This is a genomic window from Bartonella sp. MR100HLJHH, from assembly GCF_042194215.1.
In the GTDB taxonomy this organism is placed as follows: domain Bacteria; phylum Pseudomonadota; class Alphaproteobacteria; order Rhizobiales; family Rhizobiaceae; genus Bartonella; species Bartonella grahamii.
The window spans coordinates 78,596-104,807 of record NZ_JBHIMR010000010.1 but is presented as its reverse complement, the minus strand read 5'-3'; the positions used below and the strand labels follow the sequence as shown (position 1 = coordinate 104,807).

Genomic DNA, 26,212 nt, shown 5'->3' with positions numbered 1-26,212 from the left:
AACATTGTGCGAAGCGTGCTTTATAGAGAAATGTTAGAAAATCCTATTCCCTAACTTTTATCCACGTATCCATCACTGTAAAAAAGCTGTATAAATACAGCAAGTTATTTTTACATAAAACTTACATGTTATCCGTGAATGGTATAACGGTAAAGCTCCTATGAAGTGTACAATTTACAGAGCACTAGCATCTTTACGCTTCATAAGAGACATTTTAAATTCTTTCTTTAAAAGTTTTTACCCATATGCCGGTCCCACTTATGACGTGCAAGAGAATGATTTTGATTGATTCAATATAAACAGATTTGAAATGAGTGAATCTCACGATATTAGGGGCTCTCATTCAACATGAAAAAATAATGAATTATTATTATAAATCAGTGTGATGAGTCTTTAATGATAGGGAATCAACAATGCGAAGAGTCTATAATCTTTGGGCATCCAAGGCATTGAAGCGAGTTAAAAATGCGTTTTCAATTTGTTGGGTAGAATAGGGGTATAAATTAAGATCATCGGGTAAAATATTATTGGGAGAGCCAAAATAGCGAAGGGCTTCTTCTGTACTAAATCCAGCAAGCGTAATCGCTTCATAATATGCAGCGATACGGTCGGCTTGTTTGATTTTTTTTAAAAGTTTTTGAGAAAGATCAACGGGAAGAGAAAAGCGCATGTGGATAGCATCTTGGATGCCCTTTTCAATGCGTTCATATTGTGTTCCTATGACAGCTTTAAAGGGGGAAATCATATCGCCGATGACATATTCTGGAGCATCATGAAGAAGAGCATAAAGACATTCGTTGCTTCCCGATTGTGGAAAAAGTTTTTGAAATATTTGTTCAACCAAAAGTGAATGTTGTGCAACAGAATAGGCATGCTCCCCTCGTGTTTGACCGTTCCAACGTGCCACGCGAGAAAGTCCATGGGCAATATCCTCAATTTCAACATCAAAAGGAGAAGGGTTGAGAAGATCAAGTCTGCGTCCAGAGAGCATTCTTTGCCAAGCGCGTGCTTCTCCATTTTTTAATAATTCAGCTTTAGCCATGCATATTTTCTATAGTATTTTCAGGAAAGGTAAAATTCATATTTTCAGCAATGTTTATAGTGACAGGAATGTTTTTTACAGTAAAGGGGATGTTATGGTCCATAGAATCTTTGACGTGATCAATACGCATTAAAGCGAGAGCCTCATTTTCTACACACGTTCCCAAGTAGCCAAGCACTTTTGTTCCTGCTTCAATGCTAGATTGAGGGGTTAATTCACACTGGCCTTTTACAATAAAAATACGGCGACGTGCTGCACGGCGGTGGTGCATTCGTGAAACAATTTCTTGTCCAATATAACATCCTTTATTGAATGAGAGTCCATTGATTTGATCGTAATTAATATCATGAGGAAAGACTTTGCCAACTTCATAGTCTTGACCACTTTCCGCAATTGCATAACGGATACGCAATTGATTCCATGTATCATGATATTCTGAAGTCAAAAAAGGTTTTTTGCCATAGATTCGTATTATTTTTTCTTGTTGTGGGAAGCGTTTATCAACAAAACTTGAATCAAAATTTAAAGTATCTGATTCATTATTCAAAGAAACCGTAACAAGCTCTTGTAATGGTTGTGTAATTTCTACTTTTTTACGCAGCTTATAGAGCAAAAGACGTTGGTGAAGCGTATCAGCTAAAGGCATTCTGATATCAATCAGGTAACCATTTTCTTTTTTTCCGATAAGAAAATCAGCAAGAATCTTTCCTTGTGGGGATAAAAGGGCTCCAGGGAAAAGTTCCTGTGGACTGATTTTTTTTACATCTGTCGTGATCAAGGATTGTAGAAAATCTGTTGCTTCTTCGCCTGTAATTTGAATAAGCCCGCGGTTTTTTAAGCAAATGGCATTTTGTTTTTCAATCATGGTTCTTGCCTTTCTGCTCAAAGTTACATAATCGATAAGTGAGCAATATGTAAGGAGCGTGGCTATGTTTAAAACATTTGATACAATTTTTAAAGGTGCAACACTTGTGAATCATGATGGAAGAAGCAAGCGTGATATTGGTATTACAAATGGTCGTATTGCTGAAATAGGCAACCTTACATGTGCATCGGCTAGTGAGGTCATTGATTGTACGGGGCTTCATATTTTACCAGGAATTATTGATAGCCAAGTGCATTTTCGTGAGCCAGGAAATGAATATAAGGAGGATTTGGAAAGTGGCTCGTATTCTGCTGTGTTAGGGGGTGTTACGGCAGTTTTTGAAATGCCTAATACCAATCCGTTGACAACATCAGAAGAAACATTAAACGATAAGGTTAAACGCGGATTTCATCGAATGCATTGTGATTTTGCATTTTGGGTTGGAGGAACGCGTGAAAATGCCCATGAACTCTCTGAGTTAGAAAGACTTCCCGGTGCGGCTGGAATTAAAGTCTTTATGGGGGCCTCTACCGGTGATCTTTTGGTTGATGATGATGAAAGTGTACGCCTTATTTTGAAGAATACACGCCGTCGTGCAGCTTTTCATTCTGAAGATGAGGCGAGGCTCAAAGAGCGTAAAATATTGCGTATTGAAGGGGATGCATCGTCACATCCGATTTGGCGTGATGAAGTTGCGGCATTAAAATGTACGCAGCGTTTGGTAAAAATTGCCCATGAGACGAAAGCACGGATTCATGTGTTACATCTTTCGACAGAAGAAGAAATTGATTTTCTAAAAAAACATAAGGATGTTGCAACAATTGAAGTGACACAACATCATTTGACTCTCACGGCTGATGATTATAAGAAGTTTGGTACATTAATTCAGATGAATCCGCCTATTCGTGAGTCGCGCCACCGTGAAGCTCTTTGGTACGGTGTTCAACAAGGAATTATTGATGTCTTAGGCTCAGATCATGCGCCTCATACTCTTGAAGAAAAACTTCAACCTTATCCCTCTTCACCTTCAGGAATGACAGGGGTGCAAACAACAGCAGCAATTATGTTGACACATGTGAATGAAGGAAAAATATCTCTTGAACGTTTTGTTGATCTCACTTCACATGGCCCTAGTCGTATTTTTGGTATAAGCTGTAAAGGGCGCATTGCTGTTGGGTACGATGCTGATTTAACCATTGTTGATCTTAAGAGAGAAGAAATTATTACGAATGGCTTAATTGGTTCGCGTGCCGGTTGGACACCTTATGATGGTCAAAAAGTTAAAGGTTGGCCTGTTGGGACTATTATCCGTGGTATGCGCGTTATGTGGGAAGGTGAAATTGTCACACCTTCACAAGGAGAGCCTGTTAAATTTATGGAAACTTTGGTGTAAACAGATTAAAAAGTATGCCGTAAAATATCATCTTTTAGAGTGATGATATAGGGTATGTCAGCCTCTTTGGCACATAAGTGTTTTTTATGCGTGGTGAATATTCTTAGGCTTATTTGTAGAAACTATGAAGCAAATTACATGAGTGGGAAGCCAAGAGGAATCTTGTTCAACAAGAACCTAGATTATTTACAGAGCAAATTTAGTTAACAATCTTCATCCTTTGAGGTGTGGGGAGGAAGCCAAAGAACGATTTTGTATGGGGAAAAAGGCGCTCATACGAATAAAAGCGTATCGAGACATTATTCTTTAAAAGTTTCTCTATTTTCAGAGCTGGTTTATTGCTCCCCGCATTTGTGAGAGGAATATCATTGATATCGCTAAAATGGAGAAAGATACTTTTTGCATAGATTAATTATTTATAATGCATGAGGAGGTTTTCAGATAAAATTCTTCCTTCCTCTATGTATCTTTGATTGGCTTCAATGGCTGCTTGGGTACAATGGTGATAATTTTCTGAGAAAGCACGATACGCTTCATTAAACGCTTCATAAAAATAAGCACGTCTTTGTGGAATGGGGTGTTCTGCTTCAATTAGTGCATTCATATAATCATACCATTGGTTTGTTGGAGGCTCGCAAAGATTTTGGAGAGAATGCAATGATCCCAAAATTTCTGCTAGTCGGAGTAATTTTTTTTCATAAGGTGGAGATTGTTGCGCAAAGGTTGGCATTGAAATGACAAGAAATATTAAAATAATGATGTTCATCAATCTATTACGCATTATTTTTATTGCTTTCTTTGAATAAAACTCTGTACAGATAAAATAATTTTGTCATGAGAACTGTGTAAAAAAATAGAGTTAATTGCTACATTATTCTCAATTATTGATTATAAAATATAGGGCGTAAGAGGCAGTAAGGAACCCATTGTGGAATATTGAAAATACTGACGAAGCTTTGTGTGGTTAAAAATTTAAGATTTGCTTCCTGAAAGCTATCTATTTTTCACATAGGTTTATATTGTGTTGCCTATAGAATTTTTTCTAAGCTCGTTTTCTTTAAGAAGGGAAAGCATCTCTAATGATAGAATGCTTTTGTTCAATCAAATAAAATAGATTGTTTTTATGATAAATGATGGATACAGCCGTGAATACAATGGGAAAATGGTAAGAAGAATTTACTATAAGAAAAAAGTTTTTAGCCTAAACCGCGTAATACGATAATTTGAGATAAGATGCATCTAAAAGGAGCGGTGCATAATATCGTCTATGGAGTCAATAATGAAAGAGTTGCGATTTTATAATACGCTGACACGTAAAAAAGAAAATTTTACACCAATAGATCCGACAAGAGTACGTCTTTATGTTTGTGGACCGACAGTTTATGATTATGCGCATGTAGGAAATGCACGCCCTGTCATTGTTTTTGATATTTTATTTCGTTTATTGCGTCATGTTTATGGCAATGAGCATGTTCTATATGCGCGTAATATTACAGATGTTGATGATAAAATTAATGCACGAGCAGCTTTTGAATATCCAAACTTGTCATTGAATGACGCCATTCGTCAATTAACAGAACGTACATATTGCCAGTTTCAACAAGATACAATAGCACTTGGTTGTCTATTACCAACCAGTCAGCCGCGCGCAACCGAGCATTTAGAGGAAATGCGCTCTTTAATTGAAAGATTGCTTGAAAAGGGGCACGCTTATAAAGCGGAAAATCATATATTATTTTCTGTAAGTAGCATAAAAAATCCTCCCCACTATGGGGCATTTGCAAATCGTTCTTTAGATGAAATGAGGGCGGGGGCGCGTATTGATGTTGCTGCTTATAAAAGGGAAGAGATGGATTTTGTTTTATGGAAACCTTCTGTGGAAGGGGAGCCAGGTTGGGAATCGCCGGCCGGAATTCCTGTTTTAGGTCGTCCAGGTTGGCATATTGAATGTTCTGCGATGTCAATGGCAAAGTTATTAGCGCCCTATGGCGGTGGTTTAACTTGTGATGATCCAACCGCGAATGTTTTTGATATCCATGGTGGTGGACTTGATTTAATTTTTCCTCATCATGAAAACGAGATTGCACAAAGTTGTTCAGCTTTTGGGACGGAGCGAATGGCAAATTTTTGGATGCATAATGGTTTTTTACAAGTTGAAGGCAAAAAGATGTCGAAAAGCTTTGGCAATTTCATAACTATTCGTTCTGTTTTAGAGAATAATTTTTTGGAGTTTAATGGTATTTTAATCGATGAAATGAAGAAAAATTGGGCTGGTTTGTCTGCGCGTTTTTCGATGTTGCAAACGCATTATCGTGAACCATTAAATTGGACAGCGCAGCGTTTAATACAATCGAGTGGCGAACTATATCGTTGGTATGAATTGCTTCGCAGCAAAAAAAGTGAGATGGAAAACAATGAAGCAATTAATGATACTTTGATAGATGCACTCAGTGATGATCTTAATACTCCAAAAGCACTGACTCTTTTGCGAAAGTTTTATAAAGAAGGGAATGCGCTGGCTCTTGCTAATGGGATGAATTTATTAGGACTGTTACGACAAGAATGGATTAAAGAAATAGACTGCCCATTATTTATAAAAAAAACTTTTCTTGATTCAAAATTTATTGATCAACGTATTGCTGAAAGACTACGACTTATCCATAATAAAGAGTGGGAAGCAGCGGATACAATTCGTGATGAGCTTGCAGCGGAGGGGGTTCTTTTAAAAGACAGTAAGGATCCGCAGAGTGGTGAGCGCATAACTGTGTGGGAAATAAAACGATTTTAATTTTCCTATTCCAGCAGCTTACATAAATAAAGGGAGGAAAATTTGATGGAATTTTTATATCATTATGGGTATATCGCGCTTAAGCTGGCTGTAGGTCTTGTTGCCTTCTTATTTATTTTAAGAACGACGGGGCGGGGGAGCCTTAGTCAGATGACACCAGTTGATTTGGTCAGTAATTTTGTTATGGGAGGTATTATTGGAGGCGTTATTTATAATCAGAGTATTAGTAGCATTCAATTATTGCTTGTTTTACTCATCTGGCAAACCTTGATTACATCTTTTAATTTTTTTGCACGCTATTCAGTTTTTTTTCGTCGTCTTATTGCAGGGCGGAATGTTACATTAGTTTTAGATGGGGTTTTCCAAATAGATAAGATTAAGAACTTAGGGATCAATGTTAATGATCTCATTACGATGTTACGTCTTAAAGGGTGTCACTTACATGAAGCCGCTTTTGTTCGTTTGGAAACCAATGGTGATTTCACTGTCATTAAAAAGGAAGAAGGGAAGAAATCGACGATTTTAATAGAAAATGGTGAAGTTATTGATGATGGACTTAAAGAGATTGGTAAAACAAAAAAGTGGCTTCAGGCAGAATTGAAAAAAAACCATGTAAAAGTTGAAAATTTATTTGCAGCAGAGTGGTATGAAAATACAGATAAAAATAATAAATTGTATAGTGGATTATTTCTTGTTCCTTTTTCAAAAACAGTCTAACTTTAAATAACGAGTGGGTATAGCTTATTGGAAGCGTAATGAAGAGATAAATCTATAAACAACCACAGGGGGGGATTTTGCCTTTTTCGTGTGGATGATAGAGAAGTAAGGACTTTATGAAACGCAATGAAATGACAAAGACTGTATCATCAGATACAGGCAGAACTCTGCACACACTTTACAATTTATGGCCCTATATGTGGCCAGTAGGGCGACGTGATCTAAAAATACGTGTGCTATGGGCAATATTTTATCTTGTTTTGGCTAAGCTCGTTCTCATATCTGTACCGTATTTCTTTAAATATTCTACGAATGTGCTTGATTCAAGCTTTCAGCTACCTGAATGGTTCCCATCCAGTTTGATTATTCCCATCATGCTCGTTTTGGCATATAATGTCGCACGTATTATGCAGGCTGGATTAAATCAATTACGCGATTCTCTTTTTGCCACTGTTGGTCAATATGCTGTTCGTCAATTGGCTTATAAAACCTTTGTACATATGCATGAGTTATCCTTGCGATTTCATTTGGAACGCCGAACTGGTGGGCTTTCTCGTGTGATTGAGCGTGGTACAAAAGGAATTGAAGCGATCGTAAGATTTTCAATTCTGAACACAGTACCGACAGTTCTAGAGTTTATATTAACGGCACTTGTATTTTACATAAGTTATGGGTGGCATTATCTTCTCATCGTTGTTGCAACGGTTGGATTATATATCTTGTTTACCATTAAGGCGAGTGATTGGCGCATTCGTATTCGGCAACAAATGAATACAGCAGATACTGAGGCCAATACGCGTGCAGTTGATTCTCTTTTGAATTTTGAAACGGTGAAATATTTTGGCAATGAAACTCTAGAAGCCGATCGATTTGATGCTTCTATGGTAGGTTATGAAAAAGCCGCAACAAAGATTTGGACATCGTTAAGCTGGCTTAATTTTGGTCAGGCTCTTATCTTTGGTATTGGAATGACGATCATGATGCTGATGTCAGCTTATGAAGTTTTTTATAAAACACAAACTTTGGGTGATTTTGTTTTTATTAATGCACTTTTAATGCAACTTTCCATTCCACTGAATTTTATTGGTTCAATTTATCGTGATATTCGACAAGGTTTAACGGATATTGAAGCAATGTTTGATCTTTTAGATGTTCAGAAGGAGATCGTTGATAAATCGGATGCTAAACCGTTAGAGATAAGGGATGGGACCATTCGTTTTCATCAGGTAAAGTTTTCCTATGATTCGACACGTCAGATTCTCAGAGATATTGATTTTGAAGTTCCTGGAGGAAAAACAGTCGCCATTGTCGGTCCATCTGGTGCAGGTAAATCAACTATTTCTCGGTTGCTTTTTCGGTTTTATGATGTTGACGCGGGTTCTATCACAATTGACGGGCAGGATATTCGTGACGTAACACAAAAGAGTTTGCGTGAAGCGATTGGCATGGTCCCACAAGATACAGTGTTATTTAATGATACAATTGCCTATAATATTTGCTATGGGCGTCCAAGTGCTACAGATGAAGAAATGCGCAAAGCTGCTGAAATGGCACAAATATCAAAATTTATTGAAATTTTACCGGAAGGTTTTCAGTCTATGGTAGGAGAGCGAGGTCTCAAATTATCAGGTGGTGAAAAACAACGTGTGGCTATTGCACGGACACTTTTAAAAGCCCCCCCACTTCTTATTCTAGATGAAGCAACATCGGCTCTTGATACGGCAACGGAACAGGAAATTCAACAAGCATTGGATATTGTAAGCCGTGGACGTACAACACTGATTATTGCTCACCGTCTTTCTACTGTCATCAATGCTGATGAAATTTTGGTTCTTAAAAGTGGTCGTATTATTGAAAATGGGGCGCATACAGAGCTTTTACGCAAGAAAGGTTTATATGCTTCAATGTGGAATAAGCAGCTTGAAGCATCGAAAGCTGAAGAAAAATTACGTAAAATACGTGAAGAAGATGAGACGAGTGTTGTTAATCGTAAAAAATAAATAGGGCAAAATGTAATCTATATCTTTATATGGAGTGATTGATTAAATACATAAAAAGACACAAGAGGAACAAAAAGATTTGTTGCTTGTTTGAGTTTACGATGAATAGGAAATTATATGAGTATTCTGCAATCTTTCCATAATAGCTTTGTACCGGTTCATAAAGAGGGTTATCCTTTTATTGTAGCGTTTTTTGTTATTTCGCTCATTCTTGGTTGGATATGGAGTCCGTTGTTTTGGTTTGGTCTCGTTCTCACGGTGTGGTGTATATACTTTTTTCGTAATCCAGATCGTGTGATCCCTTTAAATTCAAATTGGGTTATGTCGCCTGCAGATGGGCGTATTTCATTTGTGGAATCATGTGTTCCACCTGAAGAATTAGGATTAGGGAAAGATGAAATGATCCGTATTTCCATTTTTATGGATGTTTTTTCATGCCATATTAATCGTATTCCTATCAGTGGTACAGTAGAGTCTATCGTTTATCATCCAGGTCGATTTACCAATGCTGAGTTTGATAAAGCTAGCCAGTTTAATGAGCGTAATGGTGTGGTAATTGATAGCAAACATGGTAAAATCGGTATCGTACAAATAGCGGGAATGGTTGCACGCCGGATTGTTTGTTGGTCAAAAGAAAACGATGCCGTTATGACTGGTGAGCGATTTGGATTGATTCGTTTTGGTTCTCGCCTTGATATTTATATACCAACTGAAATGAAATTGCGTGTTGCAGTTGGACAGACCGCAATTGCTGGAGAAACAGTTTTGGGTTCTTTTGATGATAAGAGTGCCACAACGGACTTCAGATACGATTAGGACTCACAATGAAAAATTTTTCGCCATTTTCTTCATTCAATCCTGAGGGGCAGCATGATGATGTTGCAAGTCGGCGGCGTTCACCTACATCAATGCGGTATGTCATTCCCAATATCATTACTATTTTAGCAATTTGTGCAGGGATGAGCAGCATTCGTTTGGCTTTTGAACATCGCTATGAAGCTGCTATTTTAATGGTGCTTTTGGCCGCAGTTTTAGATGGTGCTGATGGTCGCATTGCCCGTTTAATAGATGGTAGTTCATCTTTTGGGGCACAGATGGATTCTCTTGCTGATGTTATAAATTTTGGTGTTACCCCTGCACTTATTGTTTATTCTTTTATCTTGAATCAAGCAAATCACATTGGTTGGGTTGCAGCCCTTGTTTATTGTGTTGCTTGTTGTTTGCGGTTAGCACGTTTTAATGTGATGTTGGATAACACCAATATACCTAAGTGGCAGAAAAGTTATTTTGTTGGTGTTCCAGCACCAGCAGGAGCATTACTCCTTTTATTGCCTACCTATTTAGGCGCTCTTGGTTTGGTCCCCAATTGGGGGTGGGCATTATTTTTTAGTCTTTATACTGTAATTATTGCTTTTCTTTTGATTAGTCGTTTACCAGTATGGAATGCAAAAACAATTGATCAAAATTTAAGGCGCGATATCGTTATACCGTGCATGTTGGTCATTGTTATTTATGTCGGTTTTCTTGCGACTTACACATGGAAAACTTTATTGATTACAGCTGTTAGCTATATGATTTTTCTCCCCTGTAGTTTTATCGCTTATAATAAACGTGCTACTTTAGAAGAGAAAAAGGCTGATGCTAAATCTATCCAAGAATCATAAAGTGTTTCATTCTTCTGTTGAGAAGCACAGGAAAAAGAGAGAGTTAAACGATTTACTTCTCCGATGATGATCAATCAGGTACATGATAATCTACAAACCGATTTTTATGAACATTAAAGAGTTTTCCAGTTTCCTTTAAATCAGGTGATAGCAAATGTACTATCTTTTTTGCAACCTCTTGTGGTGAAGGGAGAGTTTGTGGATCTTCACCGGGCATAGCTTCAGCGCGCATGGCAGTGCGTGTGGCACCAGGGTTGACACAATTAATCTTAATAGGGGTTTGTTTGAGTTCTTCTGCCCAACAGCGGGCAATCATCTCTAAAGCCGCTTTAGAGGCTGCATAAGCTCCCCAGAAAGGGCGCGCAGCATGCGCAACGCTTGAGGATAACAGAATGGCTCGTCCAGCATCAGATTCACGTAATAAAGGCTCAACAGCTTTCATTAAGCGCCATTGGCTGAAAAGATTTATTTGAAAAACATCTTCAAATACCGTGTTTTCTATATGCGCTATTGGTGAGAGTGTTCCAAGGATTCCTGCGTTTGCAACGATAATATCAAGTTTTTTCCAGCGTTTGGCAATTGAGATAGCAAGAGTATCGATGTTTTCCATATGATGCAAGTCAAGGGGAACAAGGGTTGCATGAGCCCCTTTTTCTCGGATTTGATTATCTAATTCAGTAAGTCCACTGACTGTTCGTGCAAGAGCAATAATATGAGCGCCGCGTGCAGCAAGCTCGAGTGCCAAATAATAGCCAATTCCTCTTGATGCGCCAGTAACAAGTGCAACACGCCCATGGAGACTAAAGTCACATTTTGTCATCATTAATCTCTTGTTTTAAGAACAGATGATTGATGAGTTTTGGAGAGATTTTCTTGATCAACCAGTTGCGTAGGATAATATCCAGTAAAATAATGGTCAGTAAATTGTGGATCGGCGTTATTCCGTTTTTCCCCTGCTACAGCAAGATATAATCCATCCGTTGAAAGAAATTCTAATGAATCTGCTCCAATAAAATCACACATAGATTTTAAATCTGGATATTGATTTGCTAAAAGGCTTTCAACTTTAGGTGTATCAATACCATAAAAGTCGGGATAGAAAATCATCGGGCTAGAAATGCGCATATGAACTTCTTTTGCTCCTGCATCACGGAGCATTCGCACAATTTTAAGAGATGTTGTTCCACGTACAATAGAGTCATCAACAAGAATAACACGTTTTCTTTCAATCACAGGACGGTTTGCAGAATGTTTTAACTTGACACCAAAAGCACGAATTTGTTGTGTTGGTTCGATAAAAGTACGGCCAACATAGTGATTACGGATAATACCAAGCTCGAAGGGAATTCCAATTTCTTGTGCATAGCCAATTGCGGCAGGAGTTCCTCCATCAGGAACAGGAACCACAACATCACCCTCACAAGGGGCTTCCTGTGCTAAACGGATTCCCATATTTTTGCGTGTTGCATAGACACTACGCCCTCCAACGATTGAGTCCGGACGGGCAAAATAAACATATTCAAACAAGCAAAGTTTTTCTGGTTTTTCATTTTTGGGTTTTATAATTTTTTTAGTAATTTCCCCATTTTTTTGTATTTCACATATGATGATCTCCCCATTTTTAACATCACGGACATACTTTGCTCCAATAATATCAAGAGCACAAGTTTCAGAACAAAAAATAGGCTTACCATCAAGTTCCCCCATCACAAGGGGTCTAATCCCTGTTGGATCGCGTGCAGCAATAAGCTTTGTACGTGTGAGCGCTAACATAGCATACCCACCTTCTACTTGCCGAATTGCATCAACAAAACGATCAGAGGACGATTCATAACGTGAGCGGGCAATAAGATGAAGAAAAACTTCTGAATCTGATGTTGATTGACAGATAGCTCCAGAAGCGATGAGTTCACGGCGTAATGTAAGACCATTGGTAAGATTACCATTATGAGCAATAGCAATGCCTCCAGCTTTTAATTCAGCAAAAAGGGGTTGAACATTGCGTAATGCTACTTCTCCAGTTGTTGAATAACGGGTATGTCCAATAGCGCGATTTCCTGGTAAGCGTGCAAGTGTTGTAGGATTTGTATAGTGATCACCAACAAGACCTAAATGCTTTTCTTGATGAAACATTTTATTATGGTAGGAAACAATACCAGCTGCTTCTTGCCCACGATGCTGAAGTGCGTGGAGTCCAAGAGCTGTTAATGTTGCTGCATCTTCATGCCCAAGAATACCAAAAACGCCACATTCTTCATGAAGGGTATCATCATCTAACGAAAATTCTTGACAGAAAACATCACTTTTTATCATCATATTCTTTCAGTTGTGATACGGAGGAATCATTAATATCACATTTTACATCATTTAGTTCTCTTTCCTCATGAAAAACTATTCTTTATTTTTTAAAATTATCTTTTTATGAGAGTGTTGCTCATACGTATGTTTATTGCTGTCTTTAAACAAATTTTCCGCCTTTTCGAGAACAGATCCAATATCTTTTGGGAGTATTTCCCAAACTTTTTGTCCTAGTGAATCTAAAATAGGCCTTGTTTTTGCATTTTTTAACCAATTCGCTTGAAGCTCGGGTTTAATCAGTGCATTAATCAGCAACATACCGATGACCATGATAAGTAAACCGCGAAGTGCTCCAAAAATAAAACCAATAGCACGGTCAAGGATACCAATTCGACTATCAATAATAAAATCAGAGATCTTCATTGTAATAATTGAAGTAATAATGAGAACAATAATAAAAATCGTGACCAATGTTGTGATCAATGCAATCATTTTATTAGAGAGATAGTGTTCAAAGAAAGGTAAGACAGGCTTGAATAAAAACAGTGTCGTAATAGCTGCAACTGCCCAAGAAATCAACGATAACACTTCACGTGAAAACCCTCGAAGCATAGCAAGAAAAGCGGACAACAGGATGATTACTACGACAATTCCATCAAGGATTGTTATGATCATTTGTTTGTTCCTTATACATAAAGTTGTGTTCTTATAAGTCTGTGTACAAATATATTTTTTGTTCTTATAGCAAGGATCTTTTGTATTTTATAGAGTTTTTTCTATATTATCATATCTGTGGTGCAGATCATTTTTTACTTACGGTAAGAGTAGCAACGAGTTCGGGAAGGTCGGAGAAAGTTTTTTGTTGAAAATTGAGCGACTTCATCATTTCGGTTGTTGTTGTGGGATGAAATGCTCCTTGAAAGCCGAGTTTTTTTGCTTCATTGATGCGCTGTGCTGAATGTGAAACAGCGCGGGTAGCTCCTGAAAGACTGACTTCACCAAAATATACATAATCCGTTGGCAATGCGATATTGGCAAGAGAGGATACCAAAGCAGCGGCTACAGCTAAATCAGCAGCGGGTTCTGATATGCGATATCCACCTGCTACGTTCAGATAGACATCATGCTGTCCAAAACGAATGCCGCAATGGGCTTCTAAAACGGCAAGAATCATAGAAAGGCGATTTCCATCCCATCCGACAACCGCACGTCTTGGTGTCCCAAGGGAAGAAGGAGCAACAAGCGCTTGAATTTCTACGAGTATCGGGCGTGTCCCTTCCATTCCCGCAAAAACAGCAGCACCTGGTGCTTTTTCATTACGTTCTCCTAAAAACAATTCGGATGGATTTATCACTTCGCGTAATCCTTTATCAGACATTTCAAAGACACCAATTTCATCTGTTGGTCCGAAGCGATTTTTTACAGTTCTAAGAATGCGATAATGATGTCCTCCTTCACCCTCAAAATAGAGAACGCCATCAACCATATGTTCAACAACTCGAGGACCAGCAATTTGCCCATCTTTTGTAACATGACCAACAAGAACAACGGCGGCTCCTGTTTTCTTGGCAAAGCGGATCATTGCTTGAGCACCGATACGTACTTGTGTGACAGTGCCTGGTGATGAATCTGCTGTATCTGACCATAGGGTTTGAATCGAATCGATAATCACCATATCAAGGTTTTTATGTTCGCTTAAGGTTGCCAGAATATCTTCAACATTGGTTTCAGCAGCAAGTTTCACTTCTGTATTGTTAGCTTCAAGCCTTTGTGCGCGCAGACAAATTTGCGCAATAGCCTCTTCACCTGAAACATAGATGACATTATATCCTTTACGTGATAAAGCAGCGGCTGTTTGTGTCAGCAATGTTGATTTACCAATACCCGGGTCACCACCAACAAGGAGTGCCGATCCACGGACAAAGCCTCCACCGGTAACACGATCAAGTTCAGCAATACCAGAATGAATACGTGGAGCATCTTCGATATTTCCAGAAAGAGATGTGAGTGTGACGATGCGTCCTTTACGAGCATTCTGCTTAGGAGCACTTCCTATGCCGCCATTTATAGTTTCTTCGATAAGGGAATTCCATTCTCCACAAGCACTACATTTTCCCGCCCAACGAGAATGGACCGTTCCACAATTTTGGCAGATAAATTGAATACGATTACGCGCCATGTTGATTTAACCAATTTGCTCTGGAAGATAATTGCTATCGGCCAGATCACTGAATCGTGTGAAATCAGATTGAAAGGCAAGTGGCACGATTCCTGTCGGCCCATGGCGCTGTTTTGCAATAATAACATCAGCTTTTCCAAAAGCTTTGTCCATTATTTCTTGCCATTTTGTATGTTCCAAGCTACCTAACTTTGGTTCTTCATTTTTGAGATAATATTCTTCGCGATAGACAAACAGAACAATGTCGGCATCTTGCTCAATTGAACCAGATTCACGTAAATCTGAAAGTTGTGGACGTTTATCTGTTCTATTTTCTACTTGACGTGAAAGTTGAGAGAGAGCGATAATAGGAATGTTCAATTCTTTCGCTAATGCTTTTAATCCTGTGGTAATTTCTGTGATCTCTTGAACACGGTTTTCTGATGAACGCTTTGAACTGCTTGTCATGAGTTGGATATAGTCAATAAACAAGATATCTAAGCCATGTTGTCGCTTGAGACGTCGCGCACGAGCAGCTAATTGCGTAATTGATATTCCCCCAGTTTGATCAATATAAAGTGGTGCCTTTTGTAGTTGGTTCACCGCACGAATAATTTTTGAAAATTGTTCATCTGAAATATTACCACGCCGAATATCAGAAGAAGAGACTTCTGTTTGTTCAGAAATAATACGTGTTGCAAGCTGTTCGGAGGACATTTCAAGTGAGAAGAATCCTACAATGCCACCTTCATTTTCTTGGATATTGGCATTACGATTATAAGCATTAGCAATATTAAAGGCAATATTGGTAGCCAGTGAGGTTTTACCCATACCAGGGCGTCCCGCAAGGATAATTAAGTCAGATGCTTGTAATCCTCCCATTTTTTCATCAAGTGTTTTAATATGGGTGGCTATCCCGGATAATTGTGAAGAGCGCTTTTTCGCAGCACTTGCCATATCGATAGCTTTTTTGATAGCCTCATTAAAATTTTCAAATCCACCTCCATATTTCCCTTTTTCTGCTAGCTCAAATAACTGATTTTCAACAGTTTCAATTTGTTGGGTAGGCGTGAGCTCTACAGGAGCATCAAAGGCTGTATTGACAACTTGAGTTCCAAGGTTAATCAAAGACCGGCGGATAAAAAGATCGTAAATAACGCGTCCATAATCTTCAGCGTTAATAATAGTGACTGCCTCTGTGGCTAAGCGAACAACATACTGGTAGACAGTAATATCTCCAATTTTTTCTTCCATTTGGATATAGGGCTTGATTGTAACTGGATCTACACGTTTTCCTGTTTTAATAAGGTGAGATAAAACATGATAAATTTTTTGATGCAATGGTTCAAAAAAATGTTCTGGTTTTAGAAAATCTGAAACGCGGTCAAGAGAATCATTGTTGATAAAGATGGCACCAAGCAATGCCTGTTCAGCTTCAATATTATACGGAAGTTGCCGAAAAGAAGGAGAATCTTCTTTTTTTGAAGAGCCTACATTAACAACGTTAGTTTCTTCCATAATATTTTTCCACTAAAATTCCAAGTCTAGCTACTTTAGGCGATAAATTGAAAATCGTATAATTAAAAGAATAGAGCTACAAACCTTCATTTTAAGTTAAAATTATATAATTTTTCAAAGCTCTCTTTTCGTTGCTCATTTATCATTTGTATATTATTTGTGTTACGTCTATCTATTTTATTTTATAATACGTAATTTTAAAGTGGAAGTTTTGGTACTCTAAATTTAAGTATTTTGAAGTTACATGACCTTAAGATTCCAATATCTGTGTAAGCAGAATTACTCTTTTATAACTGAAATTATTTCAGATCATGTGAGGATACAATCAACTTACCGCTCATACAAGCCTTACCCTGAAAGGTAGAACTTTAAATTATTTTTGCTTTATATGCTGAAAACAAAAGATATTTCCTCTTAGTTATATCATCATTCTCGGCATGTAATGCCTTTAAATAATATATTGCTAATGCTTTCATAAAAATTAGGTTCTTTATGTATGATGGCCATAAAATACTCACTTTTAAAGTGTGAGTATTTTATGAGCAATATTTAAAATGGAATAAAAAATATAAAACAGAAAGCAAAAATAGCAATTAAGCTTCTTGATGAGAACTGTTTATATCGTTGTCATTAATTTCTTCTGCCAATAATTCTTCCTGACTTTCTTCTAATAATTCTTCTTGAATATTATATATTTCTTTAGCAGAAGTGAGAGTTTCACCTTCTGCTTGGCGTTGTGCTTCACTGGTAGAACGCGCAACATTAATAATCACAGAAATTTGAACCTCAGGATGTAAGCTAAGAGTGATAGTGTGAAGACCAATCATTTTTATTGGATGGTTAAGTTCGACTTGATTTCTCCCAATAGAAAAGCCTTCATCTGTTATAATTTCAGCAATATCACGTGTTGACACAGAACCATAAAGTTGTCCTGTTTCACCAGCAGAACGAACAACAATGAATGATTGTCCATCAAGTTTTTCAGCAACTTTTTGCGCTTCGCTTTTGCGTTCAAGATTACGTGCTTCAAGTTGTGCACGTTGTATCTCAAAATGTTTTTTATTGGCTTCATTTGCACGTAAAGCTTTACCTTGAGGCAAGAGAAAATTACGCGCATAACCATCTTTAACTGAGACAATATCACCCATTTGACCAAGACGAGGAATGCGCTCAAGTAAAATAATATCCATAGTTTTTCCTTTCGAACAAATAAATTTAGTGGAGTTTTTTGCGTGATTGAAAATTATATTGAATAGCAGCCCAAATTCCCATCAAAAGCATCATGAAAACAATAGGTGGAGTAAAAACGACTGTTAAAATAGCAATATAAACAAGAGAAAGTATAATAATCCGACCGTTTACCCCTTTTGTAATATTGTGAAGATATGCTAGACCGCTAATTAATATGATGACAGTGTATGCAGTACTAAAGACACGGGTACTCAAGTTAAGAGAAGCGCTCAACTCAATCATCGATGCTATGCAAACAATAATGAAAATAACAATTCCAGAAATTGGAAGGCGGAGAGTTTGGCTCCAATCATCACGAGGTCTTTTCAGCCATTTCATGTGTTGTGCTGCTATCATGGAAAAGTAAAGGTTAGCAATGAGAAAAACCAAACTATAAAGAGTCAAAGAAACAGCAGTAAAAGTTGCTGGATGCGTCATTAAAAGCTCACTAAAAGCGCGTATATCGGCTTCTTTTATTGACTGTGATTGTTGCAGAGTTTGTGCTATGTTTTCGGTGATTTTTTTTGCAATGACGGGCGTGGAAGGACGGGTTTGAACATAGAGCCCAATGAAAGTTGCTATAAGAGCGATAAAATTAGTTAAATGAAAAATAACCGATGATAATGGATACCATATCAGTTCGTTTTCTTTTTGCGCTGGTCGTGCAAGTCCAAGAAGCCAAGAAGCATAGACAGCAGGAAGGAAAAATAAGAACATCAAGCCAAGAGCAATATAGGTATTAGTGGTTATGATAAGAACAACAGTGGCACTTATGAGGGCGATGAGACTGGCTAATGTTCCTTGACCGAACGCAACAATAAAAATTGGCAATGAAAGAAAGCAGCCAAGAAGAAGAGAAAAAAAAGGCGCGATATTTGCAACACTGATGATTGCCATTCCTATTACAACAGCAAATAATCCTGCTAAAATACCGGTTAATATCTCATAGGTACGATTTTTTTTCATTTATTGCTGTCCTGCTTTCTGCAGTTAGGGGCGTGTCAATACCCCAACTTTGACATGTAATAGCTTAACATAGGATGCAACAAGCTATTTTTTTAATCATATAAGAAAAGCAACTGGAGAAACTCTCCAGTTGCATAGCGTATTGAGCGTTTACTTTATAACGTACGGAAGTAAGCCTAAAAAGCGAGCACGTTTGATAGCATTAGCTAATTCACGCTGCTTTTTCTGACTAACAGCAGTAATCCGTGAAGGAACAATTTTCCCACGTTCGGAAATATAACGTTGTAACAACTTGATGTCTTTATAATCAATTTTGGGAGCATTGGTCCCTGAAAAAGGACATGTTTTACGACGACGATGAAAGGGGCGACGTGCAGAGTTTTGATTGGTATCAGTCATCATTCTACCCCTTCTATAGCATTTTCACGTTGACGACGTGGAAAACGAGGACGCTCTTCATCGTGTCCAATGTGACTATTGCGATCAAGGTGTGAGAGCATAGCAGATTTTTCTTTTTCGTGTTTTTCTACGCGAATGGTCATATAACGCAAAATATCCTCATTGATGCGCATCTGACGCTCCACTTCAGCAATTGCCGAAGCTGGTGCATCAATATTGACCAAGGTATAATAAGCCTTACGGTTTTTACGAATGCGGTAAGCAAGAGGACGAAGTCCCCAATTTTCTATACGCCCAACTTTCCCACCATGTGCTTCAATGACACCTTTGTAGAGACTCAAAAGTTCATCAACTTGCTGCGGTGTAATGTCTTGTCGGGCAAGGAACATATGTTCATAAAGAGCCATTGTTGTTTTGCCTTTCTTCAATTAAATCTTACCGGTTTTAGCGCAAAGCCTCTGCGACTTGTCTTTTTTGGAAATCCAAAGAAGAAAGGACGCGTTTACGATTCGAGACATCCGAGAGCGGAGACACGGGAGGCCGGAAACATTGTATTTCCTACTGATATTTTACAGCCCTCCGTTCAACCTCCAGCTAAAGTGCCGGCAACGAATATTTCATATCTACAGGTTATCTTTTAAAATAGCAAGTTTATGCACATAAAAAAATTGATTTGCTAAATCTTGATATATTTCCCTCGTCTACAAAAAGATAGTACTGTAACATAAAGGAGAGAAAAATGGACTTTTTAAACCAGATTGATGTTACACTCTTTGAAATGTTTGTCGGCAATCATCAAGCTTGGTCGATTGTAGTTTTGTTTAGTATTTTTTGTGCAAAGTTTTTAATTTATATTATTCCTCTCCATCTTTGTGCATTGTGGTTTTGTGGTGGGGAGAGGGAACGATGTGTCGTGCTAAGCATTTGCATGAGTATTTGTGCTGCTCTTTTCATAGGTTATCTCATTTCTCTTTTTTATTTTCATCCTCGCCCATTCGTGGTAGGGTTGACAACACCGCTTATTCAACATCGTGCAACAGCTTCTTTTCCTAGTAATCATGCCTTGACCATTGCATCTTATGCAGCTAACTTTTATTTTTACCGATACAAGGTTGCTTTTAAATTTGCCACGGTGTTTTTGTGCTTGATCTGTTGGGCGCGCATCTTTGTGGGTGTACATTATCCCTTTGATATTTTAGCAGGTGCAATTTTAGGAAGTCTCATAAGTTTGGGTGTTATTCAGTTTATAGCTCCCTACTTTCCTAAGTTTTTATATCAAATTCCGCCTTTAAAATATAATTTTAAGAGTGGTATTCGTTTTAAATAAAGGGCTTTATCTTGATTTGTGCGGATGAATAAGGTCAAAAGAGAATAATTTAATTGTACAATTTTAGGAGTTGATAAATGGGTGCAGCTTTTATTTTTCCAGGGCAGGGAAGTCAACTTGTTGGTATGGGGAAGGCGCTTACAGAGCAATTTATTGCCGCACGGATGGTTTTCGAGGAAGTTGATGATGCTTTGGGTGAGAAATTATCAAAGATCATTTTTGAAGGACCAGCAGATGTTTTAACGTTAACAGCAAATGCACAACCGGCATTAATGGCTGTATCCATGGCTGTCATTCGTGTGATGCAACAATTAGGGCTTTGTATAGAAGAAAAGGTAAAGTTTGTTGCTGGTCATTCTTTAGGCGAATATTCGGCCCTTTGTGCTGCTGGTACATTTACTCTCACAGATACGGCAAGACTTTTGCGTATTCGTGGCAATGCTATGCAGGCTGCTGTCGCGGTTGGTGAAGGTTCTATGGCAGCACTGATTGGTTTGGAAGAGCACACTGTGGAAGAAATTTGCGAAACTGTTTCTGGAGAAGGACTATGTCAGATTGCTAATGATAATGGTGGTGGGCAAATTGTTATTTCAGGTAAAGCAAAAGCAGTTGAGACAGCGGTAGAGATTGCATCAACAAAAGGTGCAAAACGTGCACTTCTTCTTCCAGTTTCTGCACCGTTTCATTCATCTTTAATGCAACCTGCTGCTGATGCCATGAAGAAAGCACTTTTGACTGTTAACAAAATGCCCCCTATTGTTCCTTTGATTGCTAATGTTTCTGTTGCACCTGAGAGCAATCCAGAGCGTATTACTACTCTTCTTGTTGAACAAGTGACTGGGAGAGTGCGATGGCGTGAAACAATAGAATGGATCGCTGCTAATGGGGTTGATACGCTTTTTGAAGTTGGTTCTGGAAAAGTATTAACAGGTTTAACGCGTCGTATTAACAAAGATATAAAGGGGGTAACAATTGGAACAGTTGATGAAATAGAATCAGCGCTAGGCATGCTTGGCGTTTAATCTATAAGGAGTTAAAAAAATGTTTAGATTAACAGGACGTAAAGCTCTTGTAACGGGGGCTTCGGGAGGAATTGGTGAGGCAATTGCACGCTGCTTTCATGCACAAGGAGCCATTGTTGGACTTCATGGAACACGTGAAGAAAAGCTTAGAGAAGTGGCGGCAGAATTAGGGCAGAATGTTTTTGTATTTCCCGCTAATCTTTCTGAACGCCAATCGATTAAACAATTGGCTGAAGTTGCAGAAAGAGAAATGGATGGCGTCGATATTTTGGTTAACAATGCGGGAATCACTAGGGATGGTCTTTTTGTGCGTATGCAAGATAAAGACTGGGATGATGTTTTAGAAGTTAACCTAACAGCAGCTTCTCTTTTGACGCGTGAATTAATACATTCTATGATGCGCCGCCGTTATGGAAGGATTATTAACATTACATCTGTTGTTGGTGTTGTGGGAAATCCTGGACAAACGAATTATTGTGCTGCAAAAGCAGGATTGATAGGTTTTTCTAAAGCATTGGCACAAGAAATTGCTTCGCGAAACATCACTATCAATTGTATTGCTCCAGGATTTATTAAATCTGCAATGACAAACAAGCTTAATGAAAAGCAAAAAGAAGCAATTATGGCTGCGATTCCAATGAAGCGTATGGGGAGTGGGCAAGAAATAGCTGCTGCTGCTGTTTATTTAGCAAGCGATGAAGCAGCCTATACGACAGGTCAAACACTCCATATCAATGGTGGAATGGCAATGATTTGAGTATTTATTTTATTCCACATTGATTTATGATTTGTATTATTTTAGATAGTAACGATTGAAATAGAAAGATGCATCTATTTCTTGAACATGGTCGTTGATCAATTGATGTCGGAATGTCAAATTAGTTCATTTTGTAGGGGATATCCACAGGATGTTTTAAATCATTGCTAAAATCTTTTAAAGTAATGCATCTATTGCTTGATTAGATGAGCCGATATAGTTAACCAAATTATAGGAAAATATAAATTCGAGGATTTCAACATGAGTGATACAGTAGAGCGCGTTAAGAAAATTATTGTGGAACATCTTGGGGTTAATGCTGATAAAGTTGTAGAAAATGCAAGCTTTATCGATGATCTAGGGGCTGATAGCCTTGATACGGTTGAACTCGTTATGGCTTTTGAAGAAGAGTTTGGGGTAGAAATTCCAGATGAAGCTGCTGAAACGATTTTTACAGTTGGTGATGCAGTCAAGTTCATTGATAAAGCTTCTGCATGATTACTAAAGGGCAAAGGCATAAATTGCTTTTGCCTATATTCTTCGGAGCTCTTTTGAAAAGAGAGCTTTGAGATGTGAAGTTTAGTTCAAGGTTAGAAGTTATGAGACGTGTTGTTGTTACTGGTTTAGGATTGGTATCTCCATTAGCTGGTAATATTGAATATAGTTGGAAACGACTTCTTGAAGGAAGAAGTGGTGTCCGACGTATCACTGAGTTTGATGTGTCAGATTTGCCATGCCAGATTGCTGGGCGTATCCCCTTAGGGGATGGAACAGAGGGAACCTATAATGCTGATTTGTATATGGAACCTAAAGAGCAACGTAAAGTTGATGCATTTATTGTTTATGCAATGGCTGCTGCTAACCAAGCGCTTGCAGATGCCGAATGGTTTCCTAAGAGTGATGAAGATCAGATTTGTACAGGTGTGTTAATTGGTTCGGGAATTGGGGGAGTTGAGGGCATTGTTGAAGCTGGTTATACGCTTCGTGATAAGGGACCTCGTCGTGTTTCTCCTTTTTTTATTCCAGGTCGTTTGATTAATCTTGCTTCTGGTTATGTATCTATTCAATATGGTTTACGGGGGCCTAATCATTCTGTTGTAACAGCTTGTTCGACAGGGGCGCATGCGATTGGTGATGCGGCACGTTTGATTATGTTTGGTGATGCAGATGTCATGGTGGCAGGGGGGACCGAGTCTCCGATAAATCGGATATCTCTTGCAGGTTTTGCAGCTTGTAGAGCTCTTTCTACTTGTCGCAATGATGATCCTGAACGGGCGTCACGTCCTTATGATGCTGATCGTGATGGTTTTGTGATGGGGGAAGGAGCAGCAGTTGTTGTTTTAGAAGAGCTGGAACACGCCAAAAAACGAGGAGCGCGTATTTATGCTGAGGTTATTGGCTATGGTTTATCTGGTGACGCTTACCACATTACAGCGCCTTCAGAAAGCGGTGAAGGAGCTCAGCGTAGTATGATGGCTGCTCTTAAGCGTGCACAAGTGAATGTGAGTGAACTTGATTATATTAATGCTCATGGTACATCAACGATGGCTGATTCCATAGAGCTAGCAGCTGTTGAGCGTGTTTTAGGGAATTATGCACCACAAGTATCCATGTCATCAACGAAATCATCTATCGGGCATTTACTTGGTGCCGCCGGTGCCGCTGAGGCTATTTTTTCTGTTCTAGCTATACGGGATAATATAGCCCCAGCGACACTTAATCTTGACAATCCATCGATTGAAACGAAAATCGATCTTGTACCACACAAACCGCGTGAACGAAAGATTGATACGATTCTTTCTAATTCTTTTGGATTTGGTGGGACAAATGCATCGTTGGTGATGCGACGTTTTAGGGGATAATAAGTATTTTTATTTAATTTCTGCTTTTGAGTTTTCTACTTTGTTATAAGGTGAATGAGAAATTATAATATTGTCCTTAATCGCTATTGAGGGGTTATGTCCGATGTGAAAAATGGAAAATCATTAAAGGACGTAAGTGATTCCTCTTCGAATCATTTAGCAGATAGTTATGACATGTTAGTACATAAAAAACGAAAGAAATCATCTATCGTCCGTAATCCGTTGGTTATTCTCGGTCATTTTTTTCTTATGCTGATTGTGGTTATTCTTTTCGCCATAAGTATTCCTCTTTATATTGGAAAAAGTATTTTTGAAGAAAAGGGAAAAATTGAGGAAGAACAAATTGTTCTTATCCATCCTGGCACAGGAATTCGTGAAATTGCTTCATTGCTAGAAAAACGTGGTTTCATTCGATCATCAGATATTTTTGTTTATGGGGTTGGTTATCACCAAAAAACAACGCATCTGAAGGCTGGTGAATATTTAATTCCGGCACATTCTTCGATGCAGGATATTATGGATATTCTTGTGAAAGGAAAATCTATTGAATATACATTTACAGTACCTGAAGGTTTAACGGTTCAGCAAGTTTTCGATCGATTAGCTGCGAATGAAATTTTGATTGGAGATCTTCCAAAAATTTTGCCTCCAGAGGGCTGTTTAATGACGGATACTGTTCGTTTTATTCGGGGGACAACGCGTAAAGAGATTGTAAACAGATTGCGTGAAGGGCAGACAAAATTAATTCATGCTATATGGGCTACGCGTTCACCTGATTTACCCATTAAATCAATTGATGAATTTGTTATATTAGCCTCAATTGTTGAGAAAGAAACGGGAATTGCAGCAGAAAGACCAATGGTTGCCGCGGTATTTTATAACCGCCTTACAAAGCATATGCGTCTTCAATCGGATCCAACAGTTATTTATGGTCTCTTTGGAGGAAAAGGAAAACCATCAGGTCGTGCAATTTATCGTTCAGATCTTGAGAAGCAAACACCATATAATACTTATAAAATTAATGGTTTGCCTCCAACAGCTATTGCAAATCCAGGTCGAGATTCTTTGAAAGCGGTGGCACATCCACCAAGCAGTGATGCACTTTATTTTGTTGCTGATGGTTCAGGAGGGCATGTTTTTTCTCGAACTTTAGAGGAACATAATGTGAATGTTCGCAAGTGGCGAGAATTAAAGGCAAGACATTGAATTTATAATGATAATACATCTTTTTGCATCGTAAATGAGAATGCAAAATATAGTAAAATTTTTCTCTTTAAACTTTTTATGAGAATGATAAAAAATCATTTTCTTGTCTGTCACAAGTGGGATTAGCGTATGGATAAAAATATTTAAGAAAGCAGTGAATACACTGCTAATAACTTATCTCAAAAAAGAGCAGAATAACATTGATAACTGCTAAGAAAACACATTGATTAGGGGAAAGGTTGAGATAATGTATAATTCAAATTTTGGAGAAACATTTATGAACAAAGTAGAGTGATGTAATGACAGTCTTCGAAAGTAAATTGAGTGCTATAAAAATAAATCAACGCCGCGGTTTTTTATTTATTCTCTCTTCTCCTTCAGGTGCTGGTAAATCAACAATTTCTCGATTACTTCTAAAAGATGGAAAATTAGAGCTTTCCGTAAGTATGACCACAAGGAAAAGGCGTCCTAGTGAAGTAGATGGACTGCATTATCACTTTATTTCAAAGGAAGAGTTTGAATATAAGCGTGATAGAGATGAATTTATTGAATGGGCAGAAGTTCACGGGAATTATTATGGCACTTTACGTGAAACTGTTGAGAACGCATTGAGTACTGGCCGTGATATGTTATTTGATATTGATTATCAAGGTACCGAGCAGCTGCAAAAAAAGATGCTAGGAGACACTGTATCTGTTTTTATCCTTCCACCATCAATGAAAGAGCTTGTTTCGCGTTTACATCGTCGAGCAGAAGATAGTCAAGATATCATCAATTTACGATTGGAAAATGCACGAACGGAGTTAAAGCATTGGCGTTCTTATGATTATGTTGTGATTAACGAAGATTTAGATCAGTCTTTATCTTTTATTAAATCAATTTATTTAGCTGAAACCGTAAAACGCGAGCGCTGTTCTTATCTTGACTCTTTTGTTGATGGGCTTATTGCTGAAAAGATCGATAAATGTCTTGATTAAAAAAGGTTGCATAACAAAAAGTG

25 protein-coding genes are annotated in these 26,212 nt (G+C 38.1%); 13 read left to right on the top strand and 12 right to left on the bottom strand.

The annotated features are described in order from the left end of the window. Window positions 1–424 precede the first annotated feature (424 nt). Entirely contained in the window at window positions 425–1,042 is a 618-nt protein-coding gene (locus tag ACFIJ7_RS07290) for a YfbR-like 5'-deoxynucleotidase (protein ID WP_375636574.1), read from the bottom strand. Further along, on the bottom strand, window positions 1,035–1,907 hold the full coding sequence (locus ACFIJ7_RS07285) for a YgfZ/GcvT domain-containing protein (protein WP_375644919.1): 873 nt from the start codon (window positions 1,905–1,907) through the stop codon (window positions 1,035–1,037). Before ACFIJ7_RS07285 ends, ACFIJ7_RS07290 begins: the two co-directional genes overlap by 8 nt. Before the next feature lie 64 nt (window positions 1,908–1,971). Here ACFIJ7_RS07285 and ACFIJ7_RS07280 point away from each other — a divergent pair, with 64 nt between their 5' ends. Then, entirely contained in the window at window positions 1,972–3,300 is a 1,329-nt protein-coding gene (locus ACFIJ7_RS07280) for a dihydroorotase (protein WP_375636570.1), read from the top strand. Window positions 3,301–3,712: 412 nt separating this feature from the next. Here the strand turns inward: ACFIJ7_RS07280 and ACFIJ7_RS07275 are convergent, their stop codons facing one another. After that, window positions 3,713–4,081 carry a TIGR02301 family protein gene (locus ACFIJ7_RS07275; RefSeq protein WP_208439587.1) on the bottom strand — a complete coding sequence of 123 codons (369 nt, stop codon included), beginning with the start codon at window positions 4,079–4,081 and terminating at the stop codon, window positions 3,713–3,715. 498 nt (window positions 4,082–4,579) lie between these two features. Here ACFIJ7_RS07275 and cysS point away from each other — a divergent pair, with 498 nt between their 5' ends. From cysS to pssA, 5 genes are all read left to right on the top strand, one after another. After that, window positions 4,580–6,088 (top strand): cysteine--tRNA ligase, encoded by a 1,509-nt coding sequence (gene cysS / locus ACFIJ7_RS07270; protein WP_375644918.1) that lies wholly within the window; start codon window positions 4,580–4,582, stop codon window positions 6,086–6,088. 45 nt (window positions 6,089–6,133) lie between these two features. Continuing rightward, a complete protein-coding gene (locus tag ACFIJ7_RS07265; RefSeq protein WP_375636566.1) occupies window positions 6,134–6,805 on the top strand; it encodes a DUF421 domain-containing protein in 672 nt (223 codons plus the stop codon). Between the two features lie 116 nt (window positions 6,806–6,921). Further along, window positions 6,922–8,805 (top strand): ABC transporter ATP-binding protein/permease, encoded by a 1,884-nt coding sequence (locus tag ACFIJ7_RS07260; protein WP_012754947.1) that lies wholly within the window; start codon window positions 6,922–6,924, stop codon window positions 8,803–8,805. A gap of 117 nt (window positions 8,806–8,922) precedes the next feature. Further along, window positions 8,923–9,621 (top strand): phosphatidylserine decarboxylase, encoded by a 699-nt coding sequence (locus ACFIJ7_RS07255; protein WP_375636564.1) that lies wholly within the window; start codon window positions 8,923–8,925, stop codon window positions 9,619–9,621. Window positions 9,622–9,629: 8 nt separating this feature from the next. Continuing rightward, on the top strand, window positions 9,630–10,469 hold the full coding sequence (gene pssA, locus ACFIJ7_RS07250; protein WP_375636563.1) for a CDP-diacylglycerol--serine O-phosphatidyltransferase: 840 nt from the start codon (window positions 9,630–9,632) through the stop codon (window positions 10,467–10,469). Between the two features lie 70 nt (window positions 10,470–10,539). Here pssA and ACFIJ7_RS07245 read toward each other — a convergent pair whose 3' ends face one another. The 9 genes from ACFIJ7_RS07245 to rpsF form a co-directional block, all read right to left on the bottom strand. After that, the gene (locus ACFIJ7_RS07245) at window positions 10,540–11,289 is read right to left on the bottom strand and encodes an SDR family NAD(P)-dependent oxidoreductase (RefSeq protein WP_375636583.1); all 750 of its coding nucleotides are present in this window, start codon (window positions 11,287–11,289) and stop codon (window positions 10,540–10,542) included. Window positions 11,290–11,291: 2 nt separating this feature from the next. After that, window positions 11,292–12,785 carry an amidophosphoribosyltransferase gene (gene purF / locus ACFIJ7_RS07240; protein ID WP_375628701.1) on the bottom strand — a complete coding sequence of 498 codons (1,494 nt, stop codon included), beginning with the start codon at window positions 12,783–12,785 and terminating at the stop codon, window positions 11,292–11,294. 75 nt (window positions 12,786–12,860) lie between these two features. Further along, a complete protein-coding gene (locus ACFIJ7_RS07235) occupies window positions 12,861–13,442 on the bottom strand; it encodes a CvpA family protein (RefSeq protein WP_375636561.1) in 582 nt (193 codons plus the stop codon). Window positions 13,443–13,569: 127 nt separating this feature from the next. Continuing rightward, window positions 13,570–14,946 carry a DNA repair protein RadA gene (radA, locus tag ACFIJ7_RS07230; protein WP_375644917.1) on the bottom strand — a complete coding sequence of 459 codons (1,377 nt, stop codon included), beginning with the start codon at window positions 14,944–14,946 and terminating at the stop codon, window positions 13,570–13,572. Window positions 14,947–14,952: 6 nt separating this feature from the next. After that, window positions 14,953–16,443 (bottom strand): replicative DNA helicase, encoded by a 1,491-nt coding sequence (locus ACFIJ7_RS07225; protein WP_375636558.1) that lies wholly within the window; start codon window positions 16,441–16,443, stop codon window positions 14,953–14,955. A gap of 593 nt (window positions 16,444–17,036) precedes the next feature. Then, on the bottom strand, window positions 17,037–17,633 hold the full coding sequence (rplI, locus tag ACFIJ7_RS07220) for a 50S ribosomal protein L9 (protein ID WP_375636556.1): 597 nt from the start codon (window positions 17,631–17,633) through the stop codon (window positions 17,037–17,039). Between the two features lie 25 nt (window positions 17,634–17,658). Continuing rightward, on the bottom strand, window positions 17,659–18,639 hold the full coding sequence (locus ACFIJ7_RS07215) for a hypothetical protein (RefSeq protein ID WP_375644916.1): 981 nt from the start codon (window positions 18,637–18,639) through the stop codon (window positions 17,659–17,661). 150 nt (window positions 18,640–18,789) lie between these two features. Beyond that, window positions 18,790–19,038, bottom strand: a complete 249-nt coding sequence (gene rpsR / locus ACFIJ7_RS07210; protein WP_012754957.1) for a 30S ribosomal protein S18 — start codon at window positions 19,036–19,038, stop codon at window positions 18,790–18,792. After that, on the bottom strand, window positions 19,038–19,445 hold the full coding sequence (gene rpsF, locus ACFIJ7_RS07205) for a 30S ribosomal protein S6 (RefSeq protein ID WP_273788489.1): 408 nt from the start codon (window positions 19,443–19,445) through the stop codon (window positions 19,038–19,040). The genes rpsR and rpsF overlap by 1 nt, the downstream gene beginning before the upstream one ends. 332 nt (window positions 19,446–19,777) lie before the next feature. On the opposite strand from rpsF, the gene ACFIJ7_RS07200 reads away from it, so the two are divergent. The 7 genes from ACFIJ7_RS07200 (at window position 19,778) to gmk (ending at window position 26,189) form a co-directional block, all read left to right on the top strand. Then, a complete protein-coding gene (locus tag ACFIJ7_RS07200; RefSeq protein ID WP_375644915.1) occupies window positions 19,778–20,365 on the top strand; it encodes an undecaprenyl-diphosphatase in 588 nt (195 codons plus the stop codon). Window positions 20,366–20,442: 77 nt separating this feature from the next. Then, complete coding sequence (gene fabD / locus ACFIJ7_RS07195; protein ID WP_375644914.1) at window positions 20,443–21,387, top strand: ACP S-malonyltransferase; 945 nt, start codon at window positions 20,443–20,445, stop codon at window positions 21,385–21,387. Between the two features lie 19 nt (window positions 21,388–21,406). Then, window positions 21,407–22,144 (top strand): 3-oxoacyl-[acyl-carrier-protein] reductase, encoded by a 738-nt coding sequence (gene fabG, locus ACFIJ7_RS07190; protein WP_375644913.1) that lies wholly within the window; start codon window positions 21,407–21,409, stop codon window positions 22,142–22,144. Between the two features lie 261 nt (window positions 22,145–22,405). Then, the gene (locus ACFIJ7_RS07185; RefSeq protein WP_004860281.1) at window positions 22,406–22,642 is read left to right on the top strand and encodes an acyl carrier protein; all 237 of its coding nucleotides are present in this window, start codon (window positions 22,406–22,408) and stop codon (window positions 22,640–22,642) included. Between the two features lie 101 nt (window positions 22,643–22,743). Next, a complete protein-coding gene (gene fabF / locus ACFIJ7_RS07180) occupies window positions 22,744–24,006 on the top strand; it encodes a beta-ketoacyl-ACP synthase II (protein ID WP_375636547.1) in 1,263 nt (420 codons plus the stop codon). A gap of 96 nt (window positions 24,007–24,102) precedes the next feature. Continuing rightward, a complete protein-coding gene (gene mltG, locus ACFIJ7_RS07175; RefSeq protein ID WP_375644912.1) occupies window positions 24,103–25,212 on the top strand; it encodes an endolytic transglycosylase MltG in 1,110 nt (369 codons plus the stop codon). A gap of 299 nt (window positions 25,213–25,511) precedes the next feature. Beyond that, complete coding sequence (gene gmk, locus ACFIJ7_RS07170) at window positions 25,512–26,189, top strand: guanylate kinase (RefSeq protein WP_375644911.1); 678 nt, start codon at window positions 25,512–25,514, stop codon at window positions 26,187–26,189. Window positions 26,190–26,212: the final 23 nt, after the last annotated feature.

Bases quoted from the DNA above. Each gene is read 5' to 3' on its own strand.
- ACFIJ7_RS07185 (WP_004860281.1), top strand. From the start codon at position 22,406: ATGAGTGATACAGTAGAGCGCGTTAAGAAAATTATTGTGGAACATCTT.
- rpsF (WP_273788489.1), bottom strand. From the start codon at position 19,445: ATGGCTCTTTATGAACATATGTTCCTTGCCCGACAAGACATTACACCG.
- pssA (WP_375636563.1), top strand. From the start codon at position 9,630: ATGAAAAATTTTTCGCCATTTTCTTCATTCAATCCTGAGGGGCAGCAT.
- ACFIJ7_RS07245 (WP_375636583.1), bottom strand. From the start codon at position 11,289: ATGACAAAATGTGACTTTAGTCTCCATGGGCGTGTTGCACTTGTTACT.
- ACFIJ7_RS07200 (WP_375644915.1), top strand. From the start codon at position 19,778: ATGGACTTTTTAAACCAGATTGATGTTACACTCTTTGAAATGTTTGTC.
- fabD (WP_375644914.1), top strand. From the start codon at position 20,443: ATGGGTGCAGCTTTTATTTTTCCAGGGCAGGGAAGTCAACTTGTTGGT.
- ACFIJ7_RS07290 (WP_375636574.1), bottom strand. From the start codon at position 1,042: ATGGCTAAAGCTGAATTATTAAAAAATGGAGAAGCACGCGCTTGGCAA.
- ACFIJ7_RS07265 (WP_375636566.1), top strand. From the start codon at position 6,134: ATGGAATTTTTATATCATTATGGGTATATCGCGCTTAAGCTGGCTGTA.
- ACFIJ7_RS07235 (WP_375636561.1), bottom strand. From the start codon at position 13,442: ATGATCATAACAATCCTTGATGGAATTGTCGTAGTAATCATCCTGTTG.
- mltG (WP_375644912.1), top strand. From the start codon at position 24,103: ATGTCCGATGTGAAAAATGGAAAATCATTAAAGGACGTAAGTGATTCC.
- ACFIJ7_RS07255 (WP_375636564.1), top strand. From the start codon at position 8,923: ATGAGTATTCTGCAATCTTTCCATAATAGCTTTGTACCGGTTCATAAA.
- purF (WP_375628701.1), bottom strand. From the start codon at position 12,785: ATGATGATAAAAAGTGATGTTTTCTGTCAAGAATTTTCGTTAGATGAT.
- rpsR (WP_012754957.1), bottom strand. From the start codon at position 19,038: ATGACTGATACCAATCAAAACTCTGCACGTCGCCCCTTTCATCGTCGT.
- ACFIJ7_RS07215 (WP_375644916.1), bottom strand. From the start codon at position 18,639: ATGAAAAAAAATCGTACCTATGAGATATTAACCGGTATTTTAGCAGGA.
- ACFIJ7_RS07275 (WP_208439587.1), bottom strand. From the start codon at position 4,081: ATGCGTAATAGATTGATGAACATCATTATTTTAATATTTCTTGTCATT.
- gmk (WP_375644911.1), top strand. From the start codon at position 25,512: ATGACAGTCTTCGAAAGTAAATTGAGTGCTATAAAAATAAATCAACGC.
- ACFIJ7_RS07260 (WP_012754947.1), top strand. From the start codon at position 6,922: ATGAAACGCAATGAAATGACAAAGACTGTATCATCAGATACAGGCAGA.
- rplI (WP_375636556.1), bottom strand. From the start codon at position 17,633: ATGGATATTATTTTACTTGAGCGCATTCCTCGTCTTGGTCAAATGGGT.
- cysS (WP_375644918.1), top strand. From the start codon at position 4,580: ATGAAAGAGTTGCGATTTTATAATACGCTGACACGTAAAAAAGAAAAT.
- fabF (WP_375636547.1), top strand. From the start codon at position 22,744: ATGAGACGTGTTGTTGTTACTGGTTTAGGATTGGTATCTCCATTAGCT.
- ACFIJ7_RS07285 (WP_375644919.1), bottom strand. From the start codon at position 1,907: ATGATTGAAAAACAAAATGCCATTTGCTTAAAAAACCGCGGGCTTATT.
- ACFIJ7_RS07225 (WP_375636558.1), bottom strand. From the start codon at position 16,443: ATGGAAGAAACTAACGTTGTTAATGTAGGCTCTTCAAAAAAAGAAGAT.
- radA (WP_375644917.1), bottom strand. From the start codon at position 14,946: ATGGCGCGTAATCGTATTCAATTTATCTGCCAAAATTGTGGAACGGTC.
- fabG (WP_375644913.1), top strand. From the start codon at position 21,407: ATGTTTAGATTAACAGGACGTAAAGCTCTTGTAACGGGGGCTTCGGGA.
- ACFIJ7_RS07280 (WP_375636570.1), top strand. From the start codon at position 1,972: ATGTTTAAAACATTTGATACAATTTTTAAAGGTGCAACACTTGTGAAT.